Source organism: Marinobacter lipolyticus SM19, assembly GCF_000397065.2.
GTDB lineage: Bacteria > Pseudomonadota > Gammaproteobacteria > Pseudomonadales > Oleiphilaceae > Marinobacter > Marinobacter lipolyticus.
Map to the genome: position 1 here is coordinate 272,638 of NZ_KE007327.1, position 12,044 is coordinate 284,681.

Annotated in this window: 12 protein-coding genes; 1 reads left to right on the forward strand and 11 read right to left on the reverse strand. The window is 57.7% G+C overall.

What is annotated here, in order from left to right:
* Positions 1-108 precede the first annotated feature (108 nt).
* The 8 genes from folK to dksA all read right to left on the reverse strand — a co-directional run bounded on the left by folK (position 109) and on the right by dksA (position 8,781).
* Positions 109-624, reverse strand: a complete 516-nt coding sequence (gene folK, locus MARLIPOL_RS15820; RefSeq protein WP_012139301.1) for a 2-amino-4-hydroxy-6-hydroxymethyldihydropteridine diphosphokinase — start codon at positions 622-624, stop codon at positions 109-111.
* Between the two features lie 2 nt (positions 625-626).
* Positions 627-1,949 (reverse strand): polynucleotide adenylyltransferase PcnB, encoded by a 1,323-nt coding sequence (gene pcnB / locus MARLIPOL_RS15825; RefSeq protein ID WP_186008500.1) that lies wholly within the window; start codon positions 1,947-1,949, stop codon positions 627-629.
* A 49-nt stretch (positions 1,950-1,998) separates the two neighbouring features.
* Entirely contained in the window at positions 1,999-2,388 is a 390-nt protein-coding gene (locus MARLIPOL_RS18455; RefSeq protein WP_145768801.1) for a hypothetical protein, read from the reverse strand.
* A gap of 371 nt (positions 2,389-2,759) precedes the next feature.
* Entirely contained in the window at positions 2,760-4,169 is a 1,410-nt protein-coding gene (locus tag MARLIPOL_RS15830) for a sigma-54-dependent transcriptional regulator (RefSeq protein WP_012139303.1), read from the reverse strand.
* Positions 4,170-4,175: 6 nt separating this feature from the next.
* Positions 4,176-7,139, reverse strand: coding sequence for an ATP-binding protein (locus MARLIPOL_RS15835; protein ID WP_012139304.1), 2,964 nt, complete (start codon positions 7,137-7,139; stop codon positions 4,176-4,178).
* Positions 7,129-7,305 (reverse strand): hypothetical protein, encoded by a 177-nt coding sequence (locus tag MARLIPOL_RS18690; RefSeq protein WP_012139305.1) that lies wholly within the window; start codon positions 7,303-7,305, stop codon positions 7,129-7,131. The genes MARLIPOL_RS15835 and MARLIPOL_RS18690 overlap by 11 nt, the downstream gene beginning before the upstream one ends.
* 108 nt (positions 7,306-7,413) lie before the next feature.
* Complete coding sequence (gluQRS, locus tag MARLIPOL_RS15845) at positions 7,414-8,286, reverse strand: tRNA glutamyl-Q(34) synthetase GluQRS (RefSeq protein ID WP_012139307.1); 873 nt, start codon at positions 8,284-8,286, stop codon at positions 7,414-7,416.
* Positions 8,287-8,340: 54 nt separating this feature from the next.
* Positions 8,341-8,781, reverse strand: coding sequence for an RNA polymerase-binding protein DksA (gene dksA, locus MARLIPOL_RS15850; RefSeq protein WP_012139308.1), 441 nt, complete (start codon positions 8,779-8,781; stop codon positions 8,341-8,343).
* Between the two features lie 176 nt (positions 8,782-8,957).
* Here dksA and sfsA point away from each other — a divergent pair, with 176 nt between their 5' ends.
* Positions 8,958-9,686: a DNA/RNA nuclease SfsA gene (gene sfsA, locus MARLIPOL_RS15855; RefSeq protein WP_012139309.1), complete on the forward strand. Its 729-nt coding sequence runs from the start codon at positions 8,958-8,960 to the stop codon at positions 9,684-9,686.
* Here the strand turns inward: sfsA and MARLIPOL_RS15860 are convergent.
* From MARLIPOL_RS15860 to MARLIPOL_RS15870, 3 genes are all read right to left on the reverse strand, one after another.
* Positions 9,670-10,038, reverse strand: a complete 369-nt coding sequence (locus MARLIPOL_RS15860; protein WP_012139310.1) for a Rieske (2Fe-2S) protein — start codon at positions 10,036-10,038, stop codon at positions 9,670-9,672. The genes sfsA and MARLIPOL_RS15860 overlap by 17 nt on opposite strands.
* Entirely contained in the window at positions 10,035-10,391 is a 357-nt protein-coding gene (locus tag MARLIPOL_RS15865) for a pentapeptide repeat-containing protein (RefSeq protein ID WP_012139312.1), read from the reverse strand. Before MARLIPOL_RS15865 ends, MARLIPOL_RS15860 begins: the two co-directional genes overlap by 4 nt.
* 66 nt (positions 10,392-10,457) lie before the next feature.
* Entirely contained in the window at positions 10,458-12,008 is a 1,551-nt protein-coding gene (locus MARLIPOL_RS15870) for a bifunctional aminoglycoside phosphotransferase/ATP-binding protein (RefSeq protein WP_407638106.1), read from the reverse strand.
* Positions 12,009-12,044 lie beyond the last annotated feature (36 nt).

Below are 12,044 nucleotides of genomic sequence, written 5' to 3' on the forward strand. Positions count from 1 at the left end.
CCTTTTGGGTGGATGATGGGCCAAGACCGCGCCGGGGTCAGCCGGCATTTCAGGTGTTAAGGGTAATCCGGGGGGGTGGTTGAGGCAATAGTACCACGAACTCCGTGATCAACCGGGTGAGATTGGCTCCCGGGAAAGTGGAGGCAGTGGGCGCAGATTGTTGTCAGGGCATTGTTTTCTCAGGTCGACAAGGCTCTGACCGTTGGGCAAGGCCAGATCTGCCTTCAGGTCCAGCAGCGGTTGCAATACAAAGTCGCGGTTGGGCAGTTCCGGGTGGGGAACGGTCAGGCGTTCGCTGCAGATGGTGTCATCGCCATACATCAGCAAATCCAGATCGAGAGTTCTTGGCCCCCAATGCTGCTTTCTTTCCCGGCCATGGTGCTGCTCGATCTCTTGCAGGTGGTCGAGCAGTTGCAGCGGAGTGAGCCGGGTCTGCAACCAAACTGCACCATTGACGAAGTCGGGCTGATCCTGAGGGCCAACGGGGCGGCTGCTGTAGAACGTCGACTGCGCCACCAGTGTGGTGTCCGGCAAGGCTGCCAGTTCAGCCACGGCCCGGGCAAGCTGGGCGGTTGGGTCCGCCAGGTTGCTGCCAAGACCGATAAAGGCGTCCGTCGTTGCCATATTCAGTTCCGATTGGCTGGCTTGCGCTTGCGCTTGCGTTTTTTCGGCACATCCGCGCTCAGCTCGCTGAGCATACGCTCCTGGCCCCGCTCGTCCGTCGCCTGGAAGTCGGTCCACCACTGGCCCAGCCCGGGTTCGATCTCGCCTGCGGATTCGCGCACCAGCAGGAAATCGTAAGCCGCGCGGAATCGCGGGTGCGACATCGCCATAAAGGCACGTTTGCCCTGACGGCGGGGCAGGCGCATCTGCATTTCCCAGATCTCTTTCATCGGACCGGAGAAGCGCTTCGGGATCGAGGTGGCCTGAACCTGACGGCCAATAACCTTGGCAATCGCCCCATGCAGGGCTGGTTGAACCGGGTCGCCGTTATCCTGCCGATGTCGCCATTCCGCCTGCAGTGCGGGCCAGAGCATCGCCGCGAACAGGAAATAGGGCGTGACGGACTTGCCCTTGGCAATGCGGGCATCGGTGTTACGCAGGGCCTGGCGAATCAATTCATCGGGCTCGCCATTATCCAGTGCTCTGACGGTTTCGGGAAACAGCGGAGCCAGCAGATTGTACTTTCTAAGCAAATCATAGGTGGCTTCGCCGTACCCGGCAGAAAACAGTTTGAGGACTTCCTCGAATAACCGTGCGGGTGGGATGTGTGTCAACAGCGGAGCGAGTTTGCGAATGGGCTCTTCGGTGTTCGGCTCGATATCGAAACCCAGCTTGGCGGCAAACCGTATTGCTCGCAGCATGCGCACCGGATCTTCGCGGTAACGGGTTTCCGGATCGCCAATCAGTCGCAGCTGACGGTTCTTCAGATCCTCCACGCCACCGGCGAAGTCAATAACTGTAAAGTCGCGGATGCAGTAGTAAAGGGCGTTGACGGTGAAGTCCCGGCGCAGGGCGTCTTCTTCCTGGGAGCCATAGACGTTATCCCTCAGCAGCAGGCCGTGCTCACTGGTGCGACGATCATCGTCGTCGGCGTCATCGTCCGCTTCTATTGCATTGCCGCGGAAGGTGGTGACTTCAATGACTTCGCGACCGAACACGACATGCACGATCCGGAACCGGCGGCCAATCAGGCGGGAATTGCGGAACAGGTCATGGACTTCTTCTGGTGTGGCATTGGTTGCGATATCAAAGTCCTTGGGCTGGCCGCCCAGGAGAATATCACGCACACCGCCACCCACTAGGTAGGCTTCATAACCGGACTTGTTCAGTCGGTGGAGCACTTTTTTGGCCGGTTCGCTGATCGCGGAGCGAGAGACGTTGTGCTGGTCCCTTGGAATTTCCCGCCGCTGATAGGTGCGGTGCTTTTTCCTTCCGGTGCCCGGCATAAAGGACTGGATTTTTTCGACAAACTTCTCGAAGGGCGAGGTATTTGAGTTAGGCATTGAATTCCGTTATTGCGTGAGCAAAAAACGAGAGTTTAACGGTTTGGACAGGATTTGCACACGTTTGCAGTCGAATGGACGGGAAAAGCGGGCAAGAAATGTTCAATCCGGAGTGAAAGGCGGGATTTTCAAGATCCAGATAATCAAAAGGCGGATCCGTTCTCACGAATCCGCCCTGAAAGCGTTGACGATCTGCATTGTTTTTGTTGTTGCCGGGATTTTTCTTCGTTTTTGTACCCCACTGTTCATCCCCAAGTACAGGGATTTCAGTAGTGCAAACGGAAGGCTTTGAATACACAGAGCGGTCAGAAGCATCGGGCGAGTCAAAGGTAAATGCAGTGCCGCCTGGAAGACGATTCTTCTCTACATCTACAACTCGCACGTGCCAAGGGACCCCTAAAAAGCACAGTACCCAAAACACTCAGTTCGCTCACGTTCTGTATTTGTTTTTGTTACCGAACGTCTTCCTGCGGCTTTTTGTTTTTGTTTTGACGCTGCGTTGTCACTCTTGTTTTTGTTGTTGTGCGCTTATTAGCGTGCAGGGCGTGTGCCAGTTTTTATAAATTCTTAATTAACAATAACTTAATAAAAACCGGGTCGTAAGTGTTACCCCGTATGTGACCTAAGTGTTACTGATGCCTCACTATCTTTTTCGTGAGTGTTACCGTACGGAACATGGGGTAACAACTGAGCTTTGGTTCACACTTTGTAGGTCGCAATCGATGCCAGGGAGGTCGGCGGGCTGGTGTGACCTCAGTTGCCCGAGCTTTTCTTGCGGGGAATGCCCAGGCGCTGGCGACGTTCCCACAGGGACTTGCGGCTGATGCCCAGTTTTTGTGCCAGTTCGGTTTCGCTCATTTTATCCTGGTTCTCCAGCACGAAATGCTGAAAGTAATCTTCCAGGGACAGGTCATTGGAAGACTCCGGTTCGCGATTACGTACCTGTTCGTTGTTGCCTTCCACCAGTGTTTCCGGAATGTATTCGTCACCACCTTCATACTCCAGGTCCAGCAGGGAGGGTGTGATCAGGTCCGTGTCACAAAGGATGGTCGCTCGCTCAATGGCGTTTTCCAGTTCACGCACGTTACCTGGCCAGCGGTGTCGCTCCATGGCACGCATCGCCTCGGGGCTGAGGTTCAGGTTGGGCTTGCCCATCTTCTCGCCTTGCCGCAGCAGGAAGCGTTGGGCAAGACCCAGAATATCCTGCTGTCGTTCCCGCAGCGGTGGAATGCGTACCTGCATGACGTTGAGGCGGTAGTAGAGGTCTTCGCGAAATTCCCCTGTTCGTGTCATGGCCTTCAGGTTACGGTGTGTCGCGGCAATCATGCGCACGCTGACCTTGCGGCTCTGGGTGGAGCCAACCTTGCGGATTTCGCCCTCCTGCAGCACCCGCAGCAGCCTTGCCTGGGCTTCTGGCGGAAGTTCACCGATTTCATCGAGGAAAAGACTGCCTCCGTCGGCGGCCTCTATCAGGCCGGTTCGGGCGGAGACCGCGCCGGTGAATGAGCCTTTCTCATGGCCGAACAGTTCCGATTCAATCAGGCTCTCCGGGATCGCTGCACAGTTGACAGAAATGAGCGGTTTGGTCGCCCGAGGGCTGAGCAGGTGTAATGCCCGGGCCGCGAGCTCCTTGCCTGTACCGGACTCGCCCTGGATCAATACCGTGGTTTCCGTGGGTGCCACCTTGCGGATCAGGGTGAAGACTTTTTGCATCGCCTCGCACTTTCCGAACATGATGCTGGCCGGATCGCCGCTTGTGGTGTCCTCGCCGGGAGTGCCAGTTTCGGGTGTCGGTGCGTCTGCTGATGCCTGTTGTTTTCGGGCCAGGATATTCTCCACTGCAGCCAGCATTTCATCGTGATCGAACGGCTTGGCAATGTATTCAACTGCTCCCATCTTCATGGAATCCACGGCGGACCGCAGGCTGGCGTAACTGGTCATGATCAGCACCGGCGTATTGGGGGCACGGTTGATCAGTTCCGTGCCCGGGGCGCCGGGCAGTCTCAGATCGGAAATGATCAGATCAAATTCGTCGGGATCCTGGCTCCGTTCCGCTTCCTCAACGGAACCTGCATCGGTGACGTCATAACCGGCATGCTGCAGCAACTTCCTTACTGCGGAGCGAATAATCTCTTCGTCTTCTACGATCAGAATGCGAGGCATAGGGGGTTATAACCTTTCGTTCTGGCTGATGGCAGCATTGCTGGGTTCCGGTTCGTAAGCCGGCAGCTTCAACTGTACACAGGTACCCAGGCCGGTTGCCGGGTCCGCGGGGCTGTCCACGTGTATGTTGCCGTAATGTTCTTCAACAATACTGTACACCAGCGATAAACCAAGGCCGGTGCCCTTGTTGGGGGCCTTGGTGGTGTAAAAGGGTTCGAATATATGGTCGAGCTGGTCTCGGGGGATGCCCGATCCTTCATCGGTGACTTCGATAATAGCGGAGTAGCCATCGCGGTTTCCACTGACCCGGATAGTGCCTCCCTCTGGAGAAGCATCCCGGGCATTAGCCAGCAGGTTAACGAAGACCTGGACCAGCCGTTGCTCATCGCCCAGTACCTTCAGCTGACCCGGACAATCGTTGATGTAAGTGATACTCAGGCCGCGATCACTCAGAGATAGCAGGTTGATGGATTCGTCCACACAACGTTGAATGATGACCGGCTCGTAGCGGTTGGCCTGGGAATGGTTGCCGGTACGGGCAAAATTCATCAATGACTGCAGAATGGCGGAGATTCGCCGGGTTTGCTGTTGAATCTGTTCTGCGGTCGAGAGTATTTCCGGATCGTCGGTTTCCAGCTTCAGGTTTTGCGCCAGGGAGGAAATCCCAGTGACGGGATTGCCGATTTCGTGGGCCACACCGGCTGCCAACCGGCCGACAGAGGCGAGTCGCTCACTGTGCATCAACTCGTCTTCCAGCAACCGGGTTTCGGTCTGGTCTTCCACCAGTATGATGCTGCCGCCTTCCGGATGGTCAGGGCCGCTCAGAGCCGCCTTGTGCAGGTTTAGCCAATGGGGTTTGCCATTCAGATCCATACGGTGTTTGTAGCGGTGCAGCTCCTCGCCACAGTTGAAATCATCCAGCAACAGGTGCCAGTGTTCCGGTAATGCCATCAGGCGGGCACCGACGACATCGTCTGCGGTAATGCCGGTCAGCTGCTCCATGGTGTGATTCCACATCAGGATCTCGCCATCTTCACCCACGGAGCAGGCCGGAATTGGCAGATTCTGAAGAGTTTGCCGGTAATGCCGGCGCAGGTTGTCCAGCTCCCCGGCCAGGCCAGTCAGCTGATTCTGGTAATCCCCCAGCGCTCGCTCCACATAGCGGATATCCTGCGCGGTGCCGCCGCTGGCCATGGGCTTGTAGCCAAGGTGACGCTTGACCAGGTCTCGCGCCACGGCGGGGCCCAGCAGGCCTGACAGGTTGATTTCCACCTGATCTCGCAGCCGCCTCAGCTGATAGGGGCGATATTCCATATTGGGTAATTTGAGCTGCCCCAGGGCTCGCTCGACCTCGCGTTTGGCGACACCATAGCCAAGCGGATCGGCCAGTTGGCGGACAAAGTCTGAGGACGATGTGGCTACCAGTTCCCGTCGATGGGGACGGGACAGTGCGCCAAGGGAGCATGCCTGGGCGGCACTGGCTTCCTCGGCGGTGCTGCCGCTGAGGATGGAGGTCACCGAAAACACTGACACGTTCAGGGTCAGGCTGATAAAAGTAAAGATATGCCAGTTGCTGTAATCCGGCACCAGGGGGGCACCAAGCCATTCCAGCAGGTTGGCGGTATGGGAAAAGGGCAGAACCAGAGTGACGATCCAGATGGCCATCCCGGAGACCAGTCCGGCGATCAAGCCTCGCCGGTTACCCTCGGGCCAGTAAATTACGCCCAGCGCTCCCGGCAGCAGTTGTAGCATGCCGGAAAGGGAGATGATGCCAAGAATGGACAGGTCCAGATTGGTGCCAATGGTTTCATGGAACAGCAAGGCTGCGAAAATAATAACAGCGATCAGCAGACGCTTGATCCACTTCAGCCAATGGTAGATGTCGCCGTGATCCTTTGGCGTGCGCAGGGGCAGAACCACGTGGTTCAGTACCATGCCGGCCAGTGCCAGGGTGCTGACGATCATCAGGCCGCTGGCGGCGGACAGGCCGGCAATGTACATCAACAGGGTCAGCGCAGGGCTGCCCAGCGCCTGGGCGGTGCCGATAGCGTAGAAATTGGGGCCCGTGGTTGCAGCCAGCTCCTGGCCTCCCCAGAGGATCAGAGGTACCGGTAGTCCCAGTAGTAGCAGGTACAGAGGCAGTCCCCAGCTGGCCTTCGCCAGTGCCTTGGGCGACGGGTTCTCGCTGAAGGTCATGTGGTACATGTGCGGCAATACCAGAGCGCCTGCGAAAGACATCAGCATCAATGCGCGCCAGCTGCCGTCGTCGATGTTCATGGTCATGGTGCTGGCCGGTGAGCTCTGGCTTTCCAGCCAGGCTTCCAGTCCGCTCATGCCGCCGAACACGCTGAACAGGATGACTCCGCCGAGCGTCAGCAGGGCGGTCAGCTTGACGACAGAGTCGAAGGCGATCGCCATGACCAGCCCCTGATGGGTTTCAGAGCCCTGATTGCGACGAGTGCCAAACAGCATTGCAAACAGCACCACGGTAATGCTGAACATGACGCTGATCAGGTTGCGGGAGGTATCCGGAGCCAACAGGCTGGCTGAGGTGGAAACCGCCTGTATTTGCATGCTGAGCAGTGACAGTATGGCCGCGCCAGAGCAGAAGGTGACCAGTGTGCCGGCCCATTGGCTACGATAGCGGTAGGCGAAGAGGTCGGCCAGCGACGTCAACTGATAGGCCCGGCCAATGCGCATCACCGGATTCAGCAATACGGGTGCCAGCAGGAACGCCCCGCTGACCCCCAGGTAGTAGGCCAGGAAGCCGAAGCCCGACTCGGCGGCAACACCCACGGCGGCATAGACCGCCCAGATGCCGGCGTAGACCCCCAGGCTCAGGGTGTAGATCAGGGGGTGTCGTACCCAGTGTTGAGGGAATACACCACGCTCGGTCACCCAGGCGACGCCGAAGAGAATCATCAGATACAGCAGGCTGGCCAGTAACAGGCCCGGGGCGCTAAAACTCATTGGGGTCCCGTCGCCATTCCAGCCAGAAACCGATGGCGATCAGCCCGGCCCAGATAATGTACGGGGTGTACCAGGCGTTACCCGGGGAGGTCCACCAGTCGAGGATGTTCGGTGAAAAAATATAGATGGCCAGAACCAACAGAAAGACCAGACGATAGATGTACATCAGGCTTGGTATCCGCACTGAAGTTTGTGAAGGGCTTGGAGCCTCTGAATAACTCTGAAAGCAAGAGGCGATTCAGGAGTTATTCTGAGGCTCCTTATACCACGTAGCTTACCGGGATGTCAGGGGGATTGCCTCTCGCTGCCAGTGTCTGGTTGCCCAGGCGAGGATGTTTTCCACTGGCTGCTGGTTGAGGTTGGCTGGTGGATGCTGCCCCAGGGCTGCCAGAGCTGACGTCAGGTTGCCGGCCGGTTGCCGGTCGTCCAGTGCGGGGGCATGGTTCTGTTTGCTGAGTTTCTGCCCTTCTTCGTTGAGAATCACCGGGATGTGGAGCCAGTTGGGAGGTGTCGCCCCCAGTGCACGGTATATCTGTTGTTGTTGGGAGGTGAGGTCCAGCAGGTCTGACCCCCTTACTACGTCCGTGATGCCCTGATCGATATCGTCGACCACAACGGCCAGTTGGTAGGCGAAGAAGCCTTCCTTGCGGAGAATGACGGGGTCATCCACCTCGGCGATAACCCGCTGGATTTGCGGGCCCAGTAGCTCATCTTGCCAGCAGCAGGTTTCATCCGTCAGGGCAAAACGAATGGCGAATGGGCGGTTGCCAGGTACGCTACGGCCCTCGCGGCAGTGTTCCGGATGCCTGCCATGATGCTGCTGTAGCTGTTTTCTGGAACAGGCGCAGCGGTAGGCGAGTCCGTCAGACAATAACCGCTCAATAACTGCCTGGTAGGCGTCGTGGCGCCTGGACTGGAAACGAACGGGAGCGTCCGGTATGAGCCCGTGGCAATTCAGGCTGTGAAGAATGCGCTCAGTGGCTTCCGGGCTTTCCCGCAAGGGGTCAAGGTCCTCGACGCGAACCAGCCACTGGCCCTGATGGACCCTGGCTTCAAGGTAACTGGCCAGCGCAGTGACCAGGGAGCCGAAGTGTAATGGACCTGTAGGAGAGGGTGCGAATCGACCTCGGTAGGAAATATCAGCCATAGCAATCAGCTAGCCGGCCCGTTTAGGGGCCGGTTGACCTGACTATGGTCCGGCTCAGATGCCGGTCTGGCGCTCGCGGATTTCCGCCAGGGTCTTGCAGTCAATGCACAGAGTGGCCGTCGGACGGGCTTCCAGGCGGCGAATACCAATTTCCACGCCACACTGATCGCAAAAGCCGTAGTCGTCCTTGTCGATGCGATCGATGGTCTGGTCGATCTTCTTGATCAATTTCCGCTCACGGTCACGGGTGCGCAATTCCAGGCTGAACTCTTCTTCCTGGGTTGCGCGGTCGCTTGGATCCGCGTAATTTGCTGCGTCTTCCTGCATGTGGTGCATGGTGCGGTCCACTTCTTCCATCAGCTCCTGTTTCCATTGCAGTAGCAGATTTTTGAAGTGCTCCAGCATTTCAGCACTCATATACTCTTCACCCTTCTTCATTTCGTAAGGGGTGAAGTTGGTAAAACGTTCGCGTGGTTGTTCTGCAGTGTTTGCCATTGAACCCGGCCTCTTGTTTGTACTTCACAAGAACGCTTTGCTTTCCGCCGCGCCAGCCATGACTGCGCGAATTGACCCTGGATAAAGCATTCGTCCTGAAACGGGAATTTGCGGAAAATAGCAGATAAGTTACAGGGGTGCCAGCCTTGTGTTCAGACTTTCATACGGAGACCACCATGAACTTCTCCCAACCATTGATTAAAGGCAAACTGGTTCGACGTTACAAGCGTTTTCTGGCAGATGTGTTGTTGGAAGACGGCTCGGAGGTAGTGGCGCACTGCCCGAACACCGGTTCCATGCTCGGTTGCCAGCCAGATGGCGCGAGGGTGTGGCTGAGTGAAAGTGATAACCCCAAGCGTAAACTTCGCTATACCTGGGAGCTGGTAGAGACCTCCCCCGGCGAGTTGGCCTGCATCAATACCGCCCGCCCTAACGCACAGGCCAGGGAGGCTGTTGAGGCGGGACGTGTGAAGGAGCTGTCCGGCTATGGCCTGTGTCGGGCGGAGGTCCGGTACGGCGAGGAGAAGAGCCGTATCGATCTCCATCTGTCCGGGCACGTGGAGCTGGCCGATGCCTGGGTGGAGGTCAAGAATGTCACCCTGTGCGATGGCGGGTGCGGTTTTTTTCCGGACGCCGTTACCACCCGGGGGCAGAAGCACCTGCGAGAGCTGATGGCTCAGGTCGCCAAGGGAGACCGTGGGGTGCTGATGTTCGTGGTCAACCATACCGGGATCACCTCGGTGCGCCCGGCGGACCATATTGATGCTACATACGGCGCGTTGTTTCGGGATGCGGTCAAAGCGGGTGTGGAAGTAGTTGCTTACCGTGCGGAACTCGGGGATGGGGAAGAGCCTACTGGCAATCTGGCACTGAGCCGTCCGGTACCTGTTATTCTGGACGCCTGACCTGGATGGAGTCCCGGGACTCGGCTACGTCCAGGGGCGTGAGTGCTTCCCCCTGGCAAGGGCCGGCGATGCACTCGCCGCTGTCCGGCAGGAACAGGGCGCCATGGGTGGAGCACTGGATAAAACAGTTATCACTGTCCATGAACCGCCCTGGCATCCAGTTCAGTTCGATGCCCAGGTGTGGGCAGCGGTTCAGGTAACCGTAGACTTTGCCGCTGCGGCGAAAGACAAAGCCCCGTTGCTCTGTTGTCTGATCTTCGGCACTGCCTTTGATCAGCGTGAATTCACGGAAGCTGTCGTCCGCCAGATCGTCAGGTGAGCAGACCGTGTGCCAGGAGTGGTGTGCGTTCATTTCCGGGTGCTGTACCGCATTCTGGTGCCGTGATTAAGGGATATGACGATCTCATCCGCGTGCAAATGATGAGGGAAAAAGCAGCCTGAAATCTTGGCACCGGCAATGCTGGCGCCTTCCATCTGGGTGTCGCTGAAATCGATGCCGCGCAGGTCCGCCCCCCGGAAATAAGCGTGGCTGAGGTCCAGTCCCTGAGCATCCATGCCGCGGAGGTCCAGGCCACGAAAATCACCGTGGGCAAAGCTGGGGAGCTGGCTTTGTTTCGCCTTGGCGGCATTGAATGCCGCCATGTTTTCGCTTCTGAGCTTTTCATAGAGTGGATCGTCGATATGGCGTACTGTGTCCGTATCCATCGTTCTGGCTCCCGCATCTGTTATTGGTACCTGCCCCGTGAGGCGGGTACCCGGTATTGTAGACGTTTATTGCTCCTGCAATCCGAAGTGCTGACGGATCCGGTCCGCAACCGCCTCGGCGACATGTTCCTGGTCGGTATGCAGGTGGATAGTGTGAGTCTTTTCCTCGGTCGTTAACGGTTCAAACCAGGTCATCTGGGCGTCCAGAAGCTCTTCCGTGGCCTCGGACGCGTCCCCGGAGCGCTTGCGGATCCACGCTCTGCGCAGATCTTCCGGCGCTTCACAATGGATCAGTGCAAAGGGGACCCCATGGGTCTCTGCCACGTCCGCCATAAGTGTGCGCTCACCCTGCTTCAGGGAAGCGGCATCCACAATGACCGGCAGGCCGGCGCTGAGCAGGTTGCCGGCAATACTGGCCAGGCGCTGGTAGGTTCGTTCGGTGGCGTCCGGGGTGTAGATGTTGCCGCCAGTGGGGGAGTTGCTTTGCTCCAGCGGGCCCATGCCAAACAAACGCTTACGCTCTACATCGGACCTTAGGCGGATCAGGCCCAGTTCCTCTGCCATGGCAGCGCTGACACAGGTTTTGCCACTGGCGGACAGGCCGGTGGTGGTCAGCAAATAGGGATTGGGGATGGCGCTATAGCTCTCGGCCAGCAGGGCGTAATCCTGATAGCGCTGCATCAGTCCGGTTTTTTCTGCTTCCGAGAGCGATGGGTTGCCCATGGTAAACAGCGCGATCTTGGCCCGCACCATGGCTCGGTAGGCCTTGTACAACGGCAGGAGGGGCAGGGCTTCAAAGTCGTCCCGATACTCCAGGTAGGTATTCAATACAAGGTTCGCCAGCTCTTGTTCGCGGCGTGACTCCAGGTCCATCAGCAGGAATGCCAGGTCGTTAATGACATCGATCCAGCGGAACGGCTCGTTGAATTCGATGCAGTCGAAGACGGTGACCTCGCCTTGGAATACGGTGATGTTGGCGAGGTGAAGATCACCATGACACTCACGAACAAATCCGTTTTCCCGTCGGCTGGCAATCAGATCCCGCTGCCGCTCGAAGGTGGTGCGCGTCCACTCTTCCAGATTGTCCAGTTGCTGCAGCAATGCCTTGTCGTCAAGCAGGGGGCGAATCTGGTCAAAGTTCTCCTGCATGGCGGCATGGACGGCTTCTGGGGTGCCCAGGGCCTTGTCCTCAGGAACTGGCGGTAACCGGTCATGGAACTCGGCGGCTTGTCGGGCGACGCTGGTAAGCAGGTCCGGCGTCAGGGTGCCATTCTCCTGTCGAACGTCGAACAGGTCCGCCTGATCGAACTGGTGCATGCGAATGGCGTATTCGAATGCGTCACCCTCGCCCCCCAGCTGAGGTTCCTGGGGAGTGCCAGTGATCGGCAGCACTTCCATGTACAGGCTTTTCGCGAGGCGGGAGTTCAGTCGTAGCTCTTCTTCGCAAAAACGCTTGCGACGCTCCAGAGTGGAGAAATCGAGAAAGCCAAAATCCATGGGTTTCTTGATCTTGTAGGCGTAATCGCCAGTCAGGATGACCTGGGAGATGTGAGTCTCCAAAACCTGAAAATCCTTGACCGGGTGGTCATACAGCTCCGGATTCTGTAAAGCCAGCATCAATTCATTGGTTGTGGTGTCACTCACTGCTCTCTC